Origin of the sequence: Pseudomonas sp. ef1, assembly GCF_007293365.2 — a bacterium.
Lineage (GTDB): Bacteria > Pseudomonadota > Gammaproteobacteria > Pseudomonadales > Pseudomonadaceae > Aquipseudomonas > Aquipseudomonas siliginis.
This window is the reverse complement of record NZ_CM129815.1, coordinates 2198266-2214706: the sequence shown is the minus strand read 5'-3', so window position 1 is coordinate 2214706 and position 16441 is coordinate 2198266. Positions and strand designations below refer to the sequence as shown.

The window sequence follows — 16441 nt, the reverse complement described above, 5'->3', positions numbered from 1 at the left end:
CAGGCTCGCTCCCACAAAAGCAAAGCAGCGCAGCTGCCCGCGGCAAAGCCGCCCCACTCAACAATGAGCGCAAGCTCGAGTGCTCTTGATCTTGATCCACCGGCGACGTCGGAAGGCTGAGTGGAGGGATTGATCCGGGCGTGGGAGCGCAGCGACCGTCTGGCGCAGCCAGACACAGCGGAAGGAGGTGCAGCGAAGCAAACCGTAGCCGCTGCGCCCGGATCGATCCCGCAGCGAAGGAACCCGAGCCTGCGAGGGCCGAACGCAGGAGCAAGCGTTTTGGGTTACCTTTTTGGCGTTTGAAAAAGGTGACCCGCCGTAAGGGCGGAACCGTAATCAGCAACACCCACAGCAACGGATATACACCCAAAACCCCACGTCATGGTCGGCCCGAAGGCCGCCACGACACAAAAACCTCAAGCCTCCTTACGCACCCGAAACCAGGCCGCATACAACGCCGGCAAAAACAACAGCGTCAGCGCCGTAGCCACAATCAGCCCGCCCATGATCGCCACCGCCATCGGCCCGAAAAACACACTGCGCGACAGCGGAATCATCGCCAGCACCGCCGCCAGCGCCGTCAACACAATCGGCCTGAAGCGCCGCACCGTCGCCTCGATAATCGCCTGCCAAGGCTTAAGCCCCGAAGCGATATCCTGCTCGATCTGATCGACCAGAATCACCGAATTGCGCATGATCATCCCGGACAACGCGATGGTCCCCAGCATCGCCACAAACCCGAACGGCTGCCGGAACACCATCAGAAACAACGTCACCCCGATCAACCCCAACGGCGCCGTCAGAAACACCATCGCCGTGCGCGAGAAACTGCGCAACTGCACCATCAGCAAGGTCAACACCACGACAATGAACATCGGCACCCCGGCATTCACCGACTTCTGCCCGCGCTCGGAATCCTCCACAGTGCCGCCCACATCCAGCAGATAACCATCGGGCAATTCGGCGCGAATCGGGTCCAGCGTCGGCATGATCTGCTTGACCAGCGTCGCCGGTTGCTCCTTGCCGTAAATGTCGGCGCGCACCGTCACGTTCGGCAGCCGATTGCGGTGCCAGATGATGCCTTCCTCGAAGCCGTATTCCAGCGTGGCAATCTGCGACAACGCCACACTGCGACCGTTATCCGTCGGCACCGCGAGGCTCGGCAACAACGACAATTCAGTGCGCTCGTGCACGGTGCCGCGCAGCAGAATCTCGATCAATTCGTTGTCTTCGCGGTACTGGCTGACCGTCGAGCCGACCAGCGAACTCTGCAGGAATTTCGCCAGATTGGCCGTGCTCACACCGAGGGCGCGGGCGCGATCCTGGTCGATATTCAGGTAGACAACTTTGCTCGGCTCCTCCCAGTCCAGATGCACGTTGACCACGTGCGGATTCTCGCGAACCTTTGCCGCCACTTTGCGCGCCAACGCACGGACTTCTTCGATGTGCTCGCCAGTGACGCGGAACTGCACCGGATAGCCAACCGGCGGTCCGTTTTCCAAACGGGTGACCCGCGAACGCAGGGCCGGGAACTGTTCGTTGAGGGTTTCGATCAACCAGCTGCGCAGCGCTTCACGCTCTTCGATGGTTTTTGCCAACACCACGAACTGGGCAAAACTCGCCGCCGGCAGTTGCTGATCCAGCGGCAGATAAAAGCGCGGCGAACCGGTGCCGACGTAGGCCACGTAATTGTCGATGCCGGCGTGCTCCTTGAGCAGCGCTTCGAGGCGTTTGACTTCGCTGGTGGTATTGGCCAGAGAAACGCCTTCGGCCAGTTTCAGATCGACCATCAACTCCAGTCGATTTGAGGCCGGGAAGAATTGCTGCGGGACAAAGCGGAACAACATCACCGAGGCAATAAACAGCCCCACCGTCAGCACGATCACGGTCTTGCGATGGGCCACGCACCACTCCACCAGACGCCGCACGCGCTGATAGAACGGCGTCGCATAGGGGTCCGGCTGACCATCGCCTGTGCCGTGTTTCGCCGCATGAATTTTCGCCAGATCCGGCAGGAGTTTTTCCCCCAGATACGGCACGAACATGACCGCCGCGACCCATGAGGCGAGCAAGGCAATGGTCACCACCTGGAAAATCGAACGGGTGTATTCGCCGGTGCCGGACTGCGCAGTGGCAATCGGCAGGAAGCCGGCGGCGGTGATCAGCGTGCCGGTGAGCATCGGGAATGCGGTGCTGGTCCAGGCATAACTCGCCGCGCGAATGCGGTCGAAACCCTGCTCCATTTTGATCGCCATCATTTCCACGGCGATGATCGCATCGTCCACCAGCAGACCCAGCGCCAGCACCAGCGCACCGAGGGAAATCTTGTGCAGGCCGATGCCGAGGTAATACATGCAGGCGAAGGTCATCGCCAGCACCAGCGGAATGGTCAGCGCTACGACCATGCCAGTGCGCACGCCGAGGGAGAAGAAGCTCACCAGCAAGACGATCGCCAGTGCCTCGACCAACACCTGGACGAACTCGCCGACGCCGGTTTTTACCGCTGCCGGCTGATCGGACACCTTGCGCAGTTGCATGCCGGCCGGGAGGTTTTTCTGGATCCGCGAGAACTCGCCCTCCAGCGCCTTGCCCAGGACCAGAATGTCGCCGCCGTCCTTCATCGCCACGGCCAGACCGATCGCATCGTCGCCCATGAAACGCATGCGCGGCGCCGGTGGGTCGCTGAAACCGCGACGCACATCGGCGATATCGGAGATACGGAACGTACGATCGGCGACGCGGATCGGAAAGTTCTTTATCTCATCGACTGTCTGAAAATTCCCCGAGACGCGTAGCTGCAAGCGCTCGCTGCCGGTTTCAAAGAACCCCGCCGTGGACACCGCGTTTTGTTCCTCCAGCGCCTGCTGCACTGCCGCCAGCGGCAAGCCGAGGGTGGCGAGTTTGACGTTGGACAGCTCGACCCAGATTTTCTCGTCCTGTAACCCAAGCAGTTCGACCTTGCCGACGTCCTTGACCCGTTGCAACTGAATCTGGATGCGGTCGGCGTAATCCTTGAGCACGGCGTAGTCGAAACCGTCACCGGTCAATGCGTAGATATTGCCGAAGGTGGTGCCGAACTCATCGTTGAAGAACGGCCCCTGAATTCCCGGCGGCAAGGTCTGGCGGATATCGCCGACCTTCTTGCGCAACTGATACCAGAGATCGGGGATTTGCTTGGAGTGCATCGAGTCGCGGGCGATGAAGGTCACCTGGGATTCACCGGGGCGGGAGAACGACATGATGCGTTCGTACTCGCCGGTTTCCATCAGTTTCTTTTCGATCCGTTCAGTAACCTGGCGCGAGACTTCCTGCGCGGTCGCACCGGGCCAGCGGGTCTGAATGACCATCGCCTTGAAAGTGAACGGCGGGTCTTCGCTCTGGCCGAGTTTGGTGTAGGACAACGCGCCGACAACGGCGAGCAAAAGCATCAGGAACAGTACGATCTGGCGATTACGCAACGCCCATTCGGAGAGGTTGAAGCGCATTGGGGCTTACTCCTTGTTCGCCAGATTGACCACACGGTTGGAGCGATCCACCGGCCGCACCTGCTGGCCGTCGAGCAGCACATGAACGCCGGCAGCCACTACCCAGTCGCTGGCATTGAGCCCCTCGAGCACCGCCACGCTTTTCTCGCCGAACGGACCGACCCGCACCGGGGTTTTCTTCAACGTGTTGTTGCCGTTGACCACCCAGACGTAGGTCGCGCCGTTTTCAGCGGTCAGCGCGGAAAGCGGTATGGACAGCGAGACACTGTCAGCCGATTGCACGAACACCCGGGCGCTCTGCCCCAGTTCAGCCGGGACTTTGCCGCTGGTGAACGAGATACGCGCAGCAAAAGTGCGTGAGCGCGGATCGGCGGACGGCGACAACTCGCGGATCTGCCCGGCGAAGCGTTGATTCTGCTGTGCCCACAATTCCACGGTAACCGGCTGACCAACCTTGAAGCGGCCAAAGCTTTGCTCCGGCAGGCTGATCAACACTTCGCGCTCACCATCGGTGGCGAGGGTGAACACGGTTTGCCCGGCGGCGACCACCTGGCCGACTTCCACCGAACGCTTGGCCACCACGCCATCCTGTGGCGCACGCAGTACCGCGTAACTGGCCTGGTTGGTCGAAACGTTGAATTCAGCTTTGATTTGTTTAAGGCGGGCTTCGCCGGAGCGATATAGGTTTTCGGCATTGTCGTAGGCCGAGCGGCTGACCATCTGCCGATCCATCAGGGTTTTATAGCGATCCCGTTCGGCGCGGACCAGGTTCAGATTGGCCTCGGCGGCGGCGACCTGCGCGCGGGTAGCTTCCAGTTGCAGGCGCACATCCTGCGGATCGAGTTCGGCCAGAGGCTGATCGGCTTTGACGCGCTGGCCTTCGTCGACCAGTCGTCGGCTGACTTTGCCGCCGATGCGGAACGCCAGATCAGGCTCATAGCGGGCTCGCACCTCGCCCGGATAACTTTCCATCGCCTGCGCCGAAGGCTCGGGTTGCACCACCATGGCCGGGCGCACGGTGACTTTCGTCACCTCCTCCTGACCGCACGCCGATAACAGGAACGCCAGACTGACTGGCACGGCAAAGGACAACGCATGGCGGAACATGGTGACGGACCTTTCGCGAATGAGGCTTGGAATATTTATACTGGCGGGTATGGTATTAATAGCAAACTCACCAGTCCAGTATTAAAAGCGAAGAATGTCGAACAATCTTTCAGCTCCAAACGGCCCGGGCCGCCCCAAGGATCTGGCCAAACGCCAGGCGATCCTGGATGCGGCGAAAACATTGTTTCTCTGTCATGGCTACGCCAACACCAGCATGGACGCGGTTGCCAGCGAGGCCGGCGTGTCGAAGCTGACGGTCTACAGCCATTTCAACGACAAGGAGACGCTGTTCTCCGCTGCCGTCGTCGCCAAATGCGAGGAACAATTGCCGCCGCTGTTCTTCGAATTGCCGGACGGCATCGCGGTGGAAAATGTATTGCTGAACATTGCCCGGGGCTTTCACCAACTGATCAACAGCGATGAATCAGTGAACCTGCACCGCCTGATCATGGCGCTGGGCAGTCAGGACCCGAAGCTGTCGCTGATCTTCTTCGAGGCCGGCCCAGAGCGCGTGGTCAACGGCATGGAAGGTCTGCTGGCGAAAATCCATGCAACCGGCGCGCTGAGCATCGACCAGCCACGCAATGCCGCCGAGCATTTCTTCTGCCTGATCAAAGGCGCGGGAAATTTTCGTTTGTTGTACGGCTGCGGCGAGCCGCTGACCGGAGAGGCAGCGGAACGGCATGTGCAGGAGGTGGTGGGGTTGTTTATGAGGGCCTATGGGGGAGGAGCAGCTGCGAGCTTCTAGCTACAAGCTGCAAGAAAAAGCAAAAGCAGTGACTTGGCTCTGGCTCTGGCTTGCAGCTTGCAGATTGCAGCTGCTTCTAAGGCTTCAGCGCTTTCTTCGGATAAATGTCATACCGGCTCGATTTGCCATCCAGCGCATGGCTCGGTTTCGGCCCTTCGATGCACGGCGCCTTGCGCGGGCGTTTGACTACCACCCGATGCGTGGCCAAGGCCAGCGCCGCTTCAAGCAGGGCCGGTGCATCCGGATCATCACCGACCAGCGGGCGGAACAGGCGCATTTCCTTTTTCACCAGCGCGGTTTTCTCGCGATGCGGGAACATCGGGTCGAGATAGATCACCTGCGGCGGCTCCCCTTCCCAACTGCGCATCACTTCGATGGAGTTGCCCTTGAGCAATTTCATCCGCGCCACGATCGGCGCCACGTCGAAATCTTCCGCCGCCCGCGCCAAGCCGTCCTCAAGCAGTGCGCCGATCAGCGGCTGACGCTCGATCAGGCTCATTTCACAACCGAGACTGGCCAGCACAAATGCATCCTTGCCCAAGCCCGCCGTGGCATCCAGCACACGCGGGCGCACGCCTTGGGCGATGCCGACAGCCTTGGCAATCATCTGGCCGCTACCGCCGCCATACAAACGACGATGCGCCGCGCCGCCTTCGACGAAGTCGACCCGCACCGGTCCAGGCGCATCCGGGCCAAGCTGCTGCAACTGCAAACCCTGCTCGCCGACCTGCAAGACGAACTCGCCGTCCGCCTCGCCGAGCGGCAGGCCGAGACGTTCGGCCCAGTGTGCGGCTTGTGCTTGAAACGTCGGGGCGAGGGCCTGGACATGGATGCGGCAGGCCGCAGGTGACTCGATCATGAAAAAACGCTCAAAAAAGTTAAGGATCGACAAAAACCGCCGATAAACCATTCAACGCGCATTTTGCCAGAGCTGAGCGTCAACCGAAAAAAATGTCAGGCATTCTTCCCACATCGATTGGCTACGTTTCGCCCCATGGCGACTTCAGCCGTCATAACACTCAAGCACTGAGCGGCGTCAGTCACCTGTGGCAGGATTTCTTTGCCCAGGCCCTGGCCGAACAGACGAGTGAAGTGGTGCCTGCCTGTGGCACGTTTCCACCGGTTGACCTGAACAGCCCGGAAGAACCGACCGTTGGCAGCGAGCTGCACGCGCACATCGTCAGCCAGCGTGAGTGCGACGTGGTCGAAACCCAGGTTCGCCCGCCGGAGCCACTGTTCCTGCCGATCGCCGAGTTCGAAATGGAGCTGCTGGACAAGCCGTTCCCACCGTTCCCGCCGGAAGAGCTCAAAGCCCAGCAAGAGCAACAGGATTTCGACAGCAGCTGGGTACGCCCGATTGTGATCAACAATGGCCAGCCAGTGCCGGAGCCAGGCCCTGCGCCGCAGAAACGTCCGCTGTACCTTCCGATTGCCGAGTTCGATCTGGACTTGCTGCAGAAGCCTTGCCCGCCGTTCCCGCCGGAAGAAATCGTCGAGCAGCAGAAAGCTCTGGACTTCGATAATGGCTGGGCTCGCCCGATCGTTCTGCAGAACCTGCGCCTCGCCGCCTGATCCTCAGCGACACACGCTCCAGCGCCCGACATCGACATGAAAGTGATTGCGATGGGCGGCGTTGTAATCCGGGCTCAACACCACACTGAATGACTCGCAGGCGCCGTCGCGCACTTGGCGGAGAAACTCTGCGTCCTGGTTTTGCTTGGGCCAATCCCTGAGCACGCTGATCGTGCGTCCGCCAGCCAGACGGAAACCGGCAATGTCCAGCGCGTCGGCACTGGCATGTCGACTGAGGGCACCGCTCTCACGGTTGTAGACATTGCGACAGGCAAAGCTGCCGAGGTGATCGACCCGCGCAATCTTCTGGCCATAAGCCGATTGCGCGGCCGGTTGCAGGGTGTGGTGTTCGAACATCGCGTAGGCCACCGCGAGCGGGCAACTGGCGATGAAACTGCTGCTCAGCGCCACTCCACCGCCCTGCACCCGCAGAGCACCGACCAGCGGACACTTGGCGCCGGGGCTGTCGGCCTGGGGGCTGACGCGCAGATCCGAGCTGCTCAGCGCCTGTGCGCAAAGCTCAGGATCGCTGCGCAGGCGCATGAGTTTGTAACCGGTGAGCCAGTTGGGCGCGGCTTTAATGTCCAATGGCGCCCACGGGTTCCACTGCGGCGGCACGTCCAGCCAGCCACGCCAGACACTCACCGCGCCACCAGCGATCGCGAGCAACACCCCCCAGAACAGCCAACGTCCCATGCTCAGCCCTTGAAGAATTGGTTGGCCCGGGCGTACGGCATCGACTGTGACGTGAAGCCAAAGGTGCCGGATTGCTGGATTTCCTCAGCCGCGCGGAAGAACTCGCCGAACGCCGCCAGCGCCAGTGCCGAGCCGGTGCTGATCCGCCGGACGCCCAGTTCCTCGAGCTGTTGCACGGTCAGTTTCAAACCGCCAGACATCAACACATTGACCGGTTTCGGCGCCACCGCTTGCACCACTGCGCGCACTTCTTCGGCGCTGCGCAAACCCGGCGCATAGAGCACGTCGGCTCCGGCTTCGGCAAATGCCTGCAAACGGCGAATGGTGTCGTCGAGATCAGGATTACCGTGCAGGTAATTTTCCGCGCGAGCAGTGAGGATGAAGGGAAACGGCAGCGTGCGCACCGCCGCGACAGCGGCTTCAATCCGTGCAACGGCGTGTTCGAAGCAATAGATCGGCGCGTCCGGACGTCCCGTAGCGTCTTCGATCGACCCGCCCACCGCGCCCGCTTCGGCGGCGCGCAACAGACTCTGCGCAGACTCGACCGGATCATCGGCAAAGCCGTTTTCCAGATCCACCGCAACCGGCAGATCCGTCGCCGCGACAATCGCCCGGACATTGGCCAGGGTCTCGTCGAGACTCAACGCGCCATCAGCCTTGCCTTGGGAAAACGCGTAACCGGCACTGGTGGTTGCCAAGGCCTGATAGCCAAGACCGGCGAGCATCTTCGCCGAGCCGGCATCCCACGGATTAGGGATGACGAAGATCCCCTGGCGATCATGCAGGGCCTTGAAGGCTTGGGCTTTGAGGCGTTGCTGTTGACTGACTTGGACGTTCATCGACGGCCTCCCGGGCAGAAAAAACCCGCCTCAGAGCAAGCCAAGCTGCTCGGCGGCGGGTTCTCTGTATAGCTCAGGCAGCGCGGGCAAGCCAGGCAAACGTTGCATCAGTTGTGCATGAAAACGTTGCGCCAGTTTCGCTGCCAACAGGTTGTCAGCGGTGTGCAGAAAAACGTAGGGCGTGCGCCCCTCTTCGATCCATTCAGCAATCTTCGCCACCCACGGCACGAGAAACGCATCGTTGGCCTCAAGCTCGGGATGGCCGATGAAGCGCACCTGCGGAAACTGCGTGAACGCCGCCGGACGGGTCGGCACTCGCGGCTTTTTCGACTGCGCGTGGATCACCGAGGACTCGGTCGACAAGCAACTGAACAGCGCGCGCGGGTCGAGACAGATGCGCTCGACACCGCGATCCAGCAACAGACGATTGAGCAGACGCTCGCTCTCGCCCTTGGCGAAGAACTGTTCATTGCGCACCTCGACCGCAAGCGGGCAATCCAGTGCATCGATAAACGCCGCGAGCTCCGGCAGACGCTGCGGCGTGAAGCTTTTCGACAGTTGCAGCCACAGCGGCGAAACACGTTCGCCTAACGGCTTGAGTAATTGCAGGAAGGTTTCGGCAGCGGTCAGTTGCTCGCGCAAGTCGCCGCTGTGGCTGATGTCGCCGGGGAATTTGGCAGTGAAGCGAAAGTGCGCCGGCATGATCTCGGCCCAGCGTTGCACAGTGGCTGGCGACGGGCTGGCGTAGAAGGTGGTGTTGCCTTCAACGGCGTTGAACACCTGGCAGTAGAGAGCGAGAAAGTCGGAGGTTTTTGCGTCTACCGGATACAGATACTCGCGCCAGGCATTTTCGCTCCAGGACGGGCAACCGAGGTAGTAAGGCAGATCCATCAGATATACAGATCGAGGCCCAGCACGTCTGCGTCCCAATCGACAAAACCGGCGGTGCTCAGGTAGCTGGCCAGAGCCATGGCTACGCTTTTCTTCATCGCGCGGTGGTAGATCATGTCTTGTTGACGGGCAGGCAGGTTGCTCAGGCGTTGCGCGGTAGCTTGGGCAGCACGGGCGGCCAACTGCTCTTCGCTCGGGAATTCCAGCTCGCCGTCGATGATCTCGACGGACTCATCCAGCGCCGCATTGCCTTTACGCGGCTTGCGCTTGATGGGGTAGGACTGAGTGGAAACGCCGTCTATACGCATAATGTCATGCTCGGTATCAATGATGGCAATTTAGCGGCACTTGACCGACTTAGCAAACCGCCGAGTGATAACTAGAACACATAAAGCGCAAAAGGTTTTAAGCGAGGGGGCAGAAACTGACGATTGGCGATATTTGTATGTGACCGCGAACCTGTGGGAACGAGCCTGCTCGCGAAGGGTTCAGCACATTCAACACATGCATTGACTGACCAGAAGCCTTCGCGAGCAGGCTCGCTCCCACAGGAGAAAGTGTCGTATCAGCGGGCTTTGGGGGTGGCAACTTTATCGCGCAAGTAAACCGGCTGCGCGTCATCTGCCGGGATCGCCTCACCGCGCTCCCAGGCGAAACGCGCCAGGGTCAGCAGGTCTTCGGCGTGGGGCAGCATGCCGGCGTCGGAGCCGCTCAGATTGACCGCGATGCGCTCGCCGTAACCCCAACCGGTACCGGCACCGAACCAGTCACCTGTGGCATCGCCCGGTAGCGCAGCCACCTCCGGCGGCAACACCGCTTCGGCGCCAACCAGACGCATCTCCCCCGCCGTCTCGCGGTAGCAGCCCCAATACACCTCATCCATCCGCGCATCGATCGCAGCCGCGACCTGGCTTACACCATGCTCACGAAAGGCACGCTGGGCCAGCACGGCAAGGTTGGATACCGGCAACACCGGACGATCCAGAGCAAAGGCCAAACCCTGCACCACACCAATGGCAATGCGCACACCGGTAAACGCGCCCGGGCCACGGCCGAAAGCAATCGCGTCGACCGCTTGCAGCGTGGTGCCGGCATCCGCGAGCAATTGCTGAATCATCGGCAGCAGCTTCTGCGCATGCAGGCGCGGGATCACCTCGTAATGGCTCGTGACCTTGCCGTCATGCAGCAAGGCAACGGAGCAAGCTTCAGTCGCGGTGTCCAGGGCCAGCAAGGTGCTCATCGATGTTTCCAAAACAGGGGTGGGAAAAAAGTGCGTCAGTATAAACAACTACGGCCCGCAAGCGGGCCGTGGATTGATGCTGCGGTTCAGACTTTTCAGCTCAGCGCGGCCAACACCTTGGCGGTGATCGCATCGACCGAACCTACGCCTGGAATGTGGCTGTACTTTGGCTTGCCGCCGTTCTTGGCGGAAAGGTTCTGGTAGAACTCCACCAGCGGTTTGGTCTGCGAGTGGTAGACCGACAGGCGATGACGCACGGTTTCTTCAGTGTCGTCCTTGCGCTGTACCAGCTCTTCGCCGGTGATGTCGTCCTTGCCAGCCAGTTTCGGCGGGTTGTAGACGATGTGGTAAACGCGGCCGCTGGCTTCGTGAACACGGCGACCGGCGATGCGCTGAACGATTTCTTCGTCTTCTACAGCGATCTCGACCACGGCATCCAGCTCGACACCGGCAGTGACCAGCGCTTCAGCCTGCGGAATGGTGCGCGGGAAGCCGTCGAACAGGAAACCGTTGGCGCAATCAGGTTGAGCGATGCGGTCCTTGACCAGCGCGATGATCAGGTCATCCGACACCAGGCCGCCGGCATCCATGATGCTCTTGGCTTGCACGCCCAGTGGAGTGCCAGCCTTGACCGCAGCACGCAGCATGTCGCCGGTGGAGATTTGCGGAATGCCGAATTTCTCGGTGATGAACTTTGCCTGAGTACCTTTACCGGCCCCGGGAGCTCCCAGCAGAATGACGCGCATCGATGTGCTCCTCAATTTTTTATATAAAAGCTTTACAAAACAAAGGATTCGCTCGTAACCGGCGGATCCTGAAAATACGGGTCGTGGCCGCACAAACGGCCAAAGGCTGATCAAGATACACAGCAGGCTGCGCCCACACAAGACGCCAAAAGTCGGAGAAACCGACGCCCGCCGTGACCTCGCGACGCGGTAACCCAAGTCGCAACCCCTACATTAACTGTCGCCTCGCGGCACTTTCCTACAGCAGGAGAAGCGGCATCCGACCCTTGTCGCGAATGCCGCCTGAGGTGATCAGCAACCTTAGCCGGTATTGCGCAATCCGGCGGCAATCCCCGCCACAGACACCAGCAGCGCCTGTTCCACCGGGCTGCCCTGCTCGACATCCTGCTGCCGCGAACGCGCCAACAGTTCCGCCTGCAATAGATGCAGCGGGTCGAGGTAGGTGTTGCGCAAGCGGATGAATTCGAGGGTGTCCGGGCTGTGCGCCAGCAGCTGCGACTGCCCGGTCAGACCGAGCACGACGGTGCATGCCTGCGACAATAGGTCGCGTAACTGCGCGCCCAACGGCAGCAGATCAGCTTCAACCAGACGCTCGTCGTAGGACTGCGCAATATCCGCATCAGCCTTGGCCAGAACCATTTCCAGCATATCGATGCGAGTGCGAAAGAACGGCCATTGTTCGCGCATTTGCCCCAGCAACTCACCTTCGCCGCGCTCCAGCGCCTTGCTCAACGCAGTCTCCCAACCCAGCCAGGCCGGCAACATCAATCGGGTTTGGGTCCAACCGAAAATCCACGGGATCGCCCGCAGGCTTTCGATACCGCCGGCGCGACGTTTGGCCGGGCGACTGCCCAGAGGCAAACGTCCCAATTCCTGCTCCGGGGTCGACTGCCGGAAATACTCGACGAATTGCGGATTTTCCCGCACCACCTGGCGGTAAGCGCTGACACCGTCCGCCGCCAATTCGTCCATCAGATGGCGCCATTCAGGCGTCGGCGGCGGCGGTGGCAGCAAGGTCGCTTCGAGCACGGCGGCCAGATACAGATTGAGGTTTTGCTCGGCGATGTCCGGCAGGCCGAATTTGAAACGAATCATTTCTCCCTGCTCGGTGGTGCGGAAACGTCCCGCCACCGAACCCGGTGGTTGCGACAGAATCGCCGCGTGCGCCGGACCGCCGCCACGGCCAACGGTGCCGCCGCGACCGTGGAACAGCAGCAGCTCGACTTGCTGCTCACGGCAGATTTCCACCAGTCGTTCCTGCGCCCGATATTGCGCCCACGCCGCAGCGGTGGTGCCGGCATCCTTGGCCGAGTCGGAATAGCCGATCATCACTTCCTGCGGACCGTGCAAACGCGCGCGATAGCCCGGCAACAGCAGCAGACGTTCCATCACCGGCCCGGCGTTGTCGAGGTCGGCGAGGGTCTCGAACAGCGGCACCACGCGCATCGGCCGCAGTACGCCGGATTCCTTGAGCAGCAGTTGCACCGCGAGCACATCGGAAGCCGCGCCAGCCATGGAGATCACGTAGGAGCCCAGCGAAGCAGCAGGCGCGGCAGCGATTTCCTTGCAGGTGTTGAGCACTTCAGCGGTGTCCGCCGACGGTTTGAAATGCGCGGGCAGCAACGGACGACGGTTGCTCAGCTCCTCGGTAAGGAAGTCGATGCGCTGTTCTTCGTCCCATTCCTCATAGCGGCCGAGGCCGAGGTAATCGGTGATTTCTGTCATCGCCGAGCTGTGCCGCGTCGAATCCTGACGCACATCGAGGCGCACCAGGAACAGGCCGAACGTCACCGCCCGACGCAGGCAATCGAGCAACGGCCCGTCGGCGATGACGCCCATGCCGCATTCGTGCAGCGAGTTGAAACACAACTGCAAAGGCTCGAGCAGATCGCGATTATCGTGCAGCACATCGGCGGTTGCCGGGGTCGGCGCGGTCAACGCGGCATGCGCCCAGTTGCGTGTGGCGCGCAGGCGTTCGCGCAGTTGCTTGAGCACCGCGCGATACGGTTCGGCACTGTCGCCAGCCTTGGCCTTCAGCGCATCGCTGGCCTGCTGCATCGACAGCTCGGCAGCAAGATGATCGACATCGCGCAGGTACAAATCAGCGGCCATCCAGCGCGCCAGCAGCAAGACTTCGCGAGTGACGGCGGCGGTGACATTGGGGTTGCCGTCACGGTCGCCGCCCATCCACGAAGCGAAGCGGATCGGCGCGGCTTCCAGCGGCAAGCGCAGGCCCGTAGCGGCGAACAGCGCCTGATCGGCTTTGCGCATATGGTTGGGGATCGCCTGCCACAACGAATGCTCGATCACCGCGAAGCCCCACTTGGCTTCATCGACCGGCGTCGGGCGGATGCGGCGGATTTCTTCGGTGTGCCAGGCTTCGGCGATCAGCCGTTGCAGTTTGCTCTGGATCTGCTCGCGCTCGGCGCTGGTCAGGTCGCGATGATCCTGCGCGGCCAGTTGCGCGGCGATCGCGTCGTACTTCTGGATCAACGTGCGTCGCGCCACTTCTGTCGGATGCGCGGTCAGCACCAGTTCGATTTCCAGCCGCGCCAGTTGCCGGGCCAGAGATTCGGCGCTGTGCCCTTCGCTGCGCAGGCGCGCGAGCAGTTCCGGCAACACCCGCGACTCGAACGGCGCCGGTTGCGACTCCTCGCGGCGATGGATCAGCTGGTACTGCTCGGCAATGTTCGCCAGGTTGAGAAACTGATTGAAGGCCCGCGCGACCGGGAGCAATTCGTCTTCACTCAATTGATTGAGGCTGGCGCTCAGTTCAGCGTCCATCGAGCCGCGCCGGTCGGCCTTGGCGCCTTTGCGAATCTGCTCGATCTTGTCGAGGAACGCCTCGCCGTACTGGTCTCGAATGGTGTTGCCCAACAGCTCTCCGAGCAGGTGAACATCTTCGCGCAAGCGTGCATCAATATCGGTCATCAGCAGTTCTCCAGCGGTAATCGGGGACAGCGCAGAAACGAATGCTTTGCCAGAGAGTGCCGCTCTGCGCCGCTTCTTACAAGCAGGCGACGAATCGACTTAAACCTTGCGCGCGAAAGCCAGTCTCAACAGTAAGCCGTACGACGGCCCGCCGCCGGCGCTGCCGGACACTCACCCAGGCCTGCCATCAGCAGGCGCTAAATGAGGTCATCATGAAAATTCGTGAACTCGCCCAGCATTGGGAAGAAAACGCCAAAGGTCGCCTGACCGACACCGGCTACACGATTCATCTGGACGTCGAAGCCGCCGCAAGGCTGGCGGCGATTGCCGAAATGTACCCCAAGCGTCACCCCGAGGAACTGCTCGGCGAGCTGATCGGCGCCGCGCTTGAGGAGTTCGAAGCGAGCCTGCCGTATGTGAAGGGTTCAACAGTGGTGGCGACGGATGAGGAAGGTGATCCGCTGTATGAAGATGTTGGCCCGACGCCGCGTTTTCTGGCGTTATCGCGGCGGCATTTGCATGATCTGTCCTCGGCTGAGAACAAGCAGAAGCACTGATTCCTGACACCGAGAAAAATGTGGGAGCGGGCTTGCCCGCGATAGCGGCAGTTCAGTCAAAGATGTGCTGAGCACGATGGCCTCATCGCTGGCAAGCCAGCTCCCACAGGGTATTGATCATCCCTGATATCACCTTAAAACTCACCCGCGCGTACCGCTCCAAAGCCCCAAAGTTCCCGCCCCAGAGCCTTGTCCAAACGGTCAATTAAATTTTTGGCGATAGGCCATCTTTTCTGAACTTTTCAAAAATGCCGCCGGTCGGAACAGGTAACCACGCCTGGAACGAGCGTTTCAATTCGCGTCTACAAGCGATGCTTTCGCTTCCTCTGCCAGGATGGATTCAGTTGTATTTTCAGGAGATGCCTAATGGAGTTGAAGACCATGAAAACCCAAACCTCGTTTTCCCACCTGCGCGGTCTGAAACTGGCCGCTCTGGCCATCGGCACCAGCTTCGTACTGGCCGGTTGCGCCGGTAACCCACCGACCGAGCAGTACGCCGTGACCCAATCGGCTGTGAACAGCGCCGTCAGCGCTGGCGGTACCGAATTCGCTGCGGTGGAAATGAAGCAGGCTCAGGACAAACTGAAACAAGCTGAAATCGCCATGCACGACAAGAAGTATGACGAAGCCCGTCGCCTGTCCGAACAGGCTGAATGGGACGCTCGCGTCGCTGAACGCAAGGCTCAGGCCGCCAAGGCCGAACAGGCTGTGAAGGATTCCCAGAAAGGTGTTCAGGAACTGCGTCAGGAAAGCCAGCGCACTGTGCAGTAAGCGCGCATCCCGACCGCAAAGCTGAAACTCTTACCGATAGAAAGGACGAAAAATTATGCGTAAGCAACTGATGATTCCCGCTCTTCTGGCCGCAAGCGTTGCACTGGCAGCCTGCTCCACCCCGCCTAACCCGAACCTGGAGCAGGCGCGCACCAACTACGCCGGCCTGCAGGCCAACCCACAGGCGAGCAAAGTCGCGGCACTGGAAACCAAAGACGCCAGCGATTACCTGGACAAGGCCGACAAGGCTTATCTGGACAAAGAAGATGCAGCCAAGGTTGACCAACTGGCTTACCTGACCAACCAGCGCGTGGAAGTGGCCAAGCAGACCATCGCTCTGCGCACCGCTGAAAACAACCTGAAAAACGCTGCTGCGCAACGTGCCCAGGCTCGTCTGGATGCCCGTGACCAGCAGATCAAACAGCTGCAGGACAGCCTCAACGCCAAGCAGACTGATCGCGGTACGCTGGTGACTTTCGGTGACGTGCTGTTCGCCACCAACAAGGCTGATCTGAAATCCAGCGGCCTGGTGAACATCAACAAACTGGCGCAATTCCTCCAGGAAAACCCGGATCGCAAAGTGATCGTCGAGGGTTACACCGACAGCACCGGCACCGCGAGCTACAACCAGTCGCTGTCCGAGCGTCGCGCGACTTCCGTGCAGATGGCCCTGATCAAGATGGGCGTCGACCCTTCGCGCATCGTCGCTCAGGGTTATGGCAAGGAATATCCGGTAGCGGATAACGGCAGCGTCTCGGGCCGGGCGATGAACCGTCGTGTGGAAGTGACCATTTCCAACGACAACCAGCCAGTAGCACCGCGTTCTTCGGTGAGCTCGAACTAAGCTTCACCCGGTAA

At 60.9% G+C, this 16441-nt stretch carries 15 protein-coding genes; 5 read left to right on the top strand and 10 right to left on the bottom strand.

Translation table 11 applies throughout. The annotated features are described in order from the left end of the window. Window positions 1-416: 416 nt before the first annotated feature. Together FEE99_RS09930 and FEE99_RS09925 are read right to left on the bottom strand one after the other, a co-directional pair. Window positions 417-3485: an efflux RND transporter permease subunit gene (locus tag FEE99_RS09930; RefSeq protein WP_041478146.1), complete on the bottom strand. Its 3069-nt coding sequence runs from the start codon at window positions 3483-3485 to the stop codon at window positions 417-419. 6 nt (window positions 3486-3491) lie between these two features. Further along, on the bottom strand, window positions 3492-4592 hold the full coding sequence (locus FEE99_RS09925; protein WP_041478148.1) for an efflux RND transporter periplasmic adaptor subunit: 1101 nt from the start codon (window positions 4590-4592) through the stop codon (window positions 3492-3494). 94 nt (window positions 4593-4686) lie between these two features. Between FEE99_RS09925 and FEE99_RS09920 the strand changes: the two genes are divergently transcribed. After that, window positions 4687-5340 (top strand): TetR/AcrR family transcriptional regulator, encoded by a 654-nt coding sequence (locus FEE99_RS09920; RefSeq protein ID WP_041478149.1) that lies wholly within the window; start codon window positions 4687-4689, stop codon window positions 5338-5340. Between the two features lie 76 nt (window positions 5341-5416). On the opposite strand, the gene FEE99_RS09915 is transcribed toward FEE99_RS09920, so the two are convergent. Beyond that, entirely contained in the window at window positions 5417-6199 is a 783-nt protein-coding gene (locus FEE99_RS09915) for a class I SAM-dependent methyltransferase (protein WP_041478224.1), read from the bottom strand. Between the two features lie 92 nt (window positions 6200-6291). Between FEE99_RS09915 and FEE99_RS09910 the strand changes: the two genes are divergently transcribed. Further along, entirely contained in the window at window positions 6292-6912 is a 621-nt protein-coding gene (locus tag FEE99_RS09910) for a hypothetical protein (protein ID WP_041478150.1), read from the top strand. 3 nt (window positions 6913-6915) lie between these two features. Here the strand turns inward: FEE99_RS09910 and FEE99_RS09905 are convergent, their stop codons facing one another. The 7 genes from FEE99_RS09905 to ppc form a co-directional block, all read right to left on the bottom strand. Next, the gene (locus FEE99_RS09905) at window positions 6916-7608 is read right to left on the bottom strand and encodes an extensin-like domain-containing protein (RefSeq protein WP_041478152.1); all 693 of its coding nucleotides are present in this window, start codon (window positions 7606-7608) and stop codon (window positions 6916-6918) included. Window positions 7609-7610: 2 nt separating this feature from the next. Next, window positions 7611-8447, bottom strand: coding sequence for an isocitrate lyase/PEP mutase family protein (locus tag FEE99_RS09900; protein WP_041478153.1), 837 nt, complete (start codon window positions 8445-8447; stop codon window positions 7611-7613). Window positions 8448-8477: 30 nt separating this feature from the next. Then, a complete protein-coding gene (locus tag FEE99_RS09895; protein ID WP_041478155.1) occupies window positions 8478-9338 on the bottom strand; it encodes a DUF72 domain-containing protein in 861 nt (286 codons plus the stop codon). Then, window positions 9338-9646 carry a hypothetical protein gene (locus FEE99_RS09890; protein ID WP_016771497.1) on the bottom strand — a complete coding sequence of 103 codons (309 nt, stop codon included), beginning with the start codon at window positions 9644-9646 and terminating at the stop codon, window positions 9338-9340. The genes FEE99_RS09895 and FEE99_RS09890 overlap by 1 nt, the downstream gene beginning before the upstream one ends. Window positions 9647-9903: 257 nt before the next feature. Then, window positions 9904-10578 (bottom strand): tRNA (adenosine(37)-N6)-threonylcarbamoyltransferase complex dimerization subunit type 1 TsaB, encoded by a 675-nt coding sequence (gene tsaB, locus FEE99_RS09885; protein WP_041478157.1) that lies wholly within the window; start codon window positions 10576-10578, stop codon window positions 9904-9906. A 95-nt stretch (window positions 10579-10673) separates the two neighbouring features. Then, window positions 10674-11324: an adenylate kinase gene (gene adk, locus FEE99_RS09880; protein ID WP_039762420.1), complete on the bottom strand. Its 651-nt coding sequence runs from the start codon at window positions 11322-11324 to the stop codon at window positions 10674-10676. A 300-nt stretch (window positions 11325-11624) separates the two neighbouring features. Then, complete coding sequence (gene ppc, locus FEE99_RS09875; protein WP_041478158.1) at window positions 11625-14255, bottom strand: phosphoenolpyruvate carboxylase; 2631 nt, start codon at window positions 14253-14255, stop codon at window positions 11625-11627. A gap of 212 nt (window positions 14256-14467) precedes the next feature. Here ppc and FEE99_RS09870 point away from each other — a divergent pair, with 212 nt between their 5' ends. From FEE99_RS09870 to FEE99_RS09860, 3 genes are all read left to right on the top strand, one after another. Beyond that, window positions 14468-14812, top strand: coding sequence for a hypothetical protein (locus FEE99_RS09870; RefSeq protein ID WP_016771500.1), 345 nt, complete (start codon window positions 14468-14470; stop codon window positions 14810-14812). A gap of 366 nt (window positions 14813-15178) precedes the next feature. Then, entirely contained in the window at window positions 15179-15583 is a 405-nt protein-coding gene (locus FEE99_RS09865) for a DUF4398 domain-containing protein (RefSeq protein WP_024011747.1), read from the top strand. 55 nt (window positions 15584-15638) lie between these two features. Further along, on the top strand, window positions 15639-16427 hold the full coding sequence (locus tag FEE99_RS09860) for an OmpA family protein (protein WP_024011746.1): 789 nt from the start codon (window positions 15639-15641) through the stop codon (window positions 16425-16427). Window positions 16428-16441: the final 14 nt, after the last annotated feature.

Bases quoted from the DNA above. Each gene is read 5' to 3' on its own strand.
- FEE99_RS09930 (WP_041478146.1), bottom strand. From the start codon at position 3,485: ATGCGCTTCAACCTCTCCGAATGGGCGTTGCGTAATCGCCAGATCGTA.
- FEE99_RS09925 (WP_041478148.1), bottom strand. From the start codon at position 4,592: ATGTTCCGCCATGCGTTGTCCTTTGCCGTGCCAGTCAGTCTGGCGTTC.
- FEE99_RS09920 (WP_041478149.1), top strand. From the start codon at position 4,687: ATGTCGAACAATCTTTCAGCTCCAAACGGCCCGGGCCGCCCCAAGGAT.
- FEE99_RS09915 (WP_041478224.1), bottom strand. From the start codon at position 6,199: ATGATCGAGTCACCTGCGGCCTGCCGCATCCATGTCCAGGCCCTCGCC.
- FEE99_RS09910 (WP_041478150.1), top strand. From the start codon at position 6,292: ATGTCAGGCATTCTTCCCACATCGATTGGCTACGTTTCGCCCCATGGC.
- FEE99_RS09905 (WP_041478152.1), bottom strand. From the start codon at position 7,608: ATGGGACGTTGGCTGTTCTGGGGGGTGTTGCTCGCGATCGCTGGTGGC.
- FEE99_RS09900 (WP_041478153.1), bottom strand. From the start codon at position 8,447: ATGAACGTCCAAGTCAGTCAACAGCAACGCCTCAAAGCCCAAGCCTTC.
- FEE99_RS09895 (WP_041478155.1), bottom strand. From the start codon at position 9,338: ATGGATCTGCCTTACTACCTCGGTTGCCCGTCCTGGAGCGAAAATGCC.
- FEE99_RS09890 (WP_016771497.1), bottom strand. From the start codon at position 9,646: ATGCGTATAGACGGCGTTTCCACTCAGTCCTACCCCATCAAGCGCAAG.
- tsaB (WP_041478157.1), bottom strand. From the start codon at position 10,578: ATGAGCACCTTGCTGGCCCTGGACACCGCGACTGAAGCTTGCTCCGTT.
- adk (WP_039762420.1), bottom strand. From the start codon at position 11,324: ATGCGCGTCATTCTGCTGGGAGCTCCCGGGGCCGGTAAAGGTACTCAG.
- ppc (WP_041478158.1), bottom strand. From the start codon at position 14,255: ATGACCGATATTGATGCACGCTTGCGCGAAGATGTTCACCTGCTCGGA.
- FEE99_RS09870 (WP_016771500.1), top strand. From the start codon at position 14,468: ATGAAAATTCGTGAACTCGCCCAGCATTGGGAAGAAAACGCCAAAGGT.
- FEE99_RS09865 (WP_024011747.1), top strand. From the start codon at position 15,179: ATGGAGTTGAAGACCATGAAAACCCAAACCTCGTTTTCCCACCTGCGC.
- FEE99_RS09860 (WP_024011746.1), top strand. From the start codon at position 15,639: ATGCGTAAGCAACTGATGATTCCCGCTCTTCTGGCCGCAAGCGTTGCA.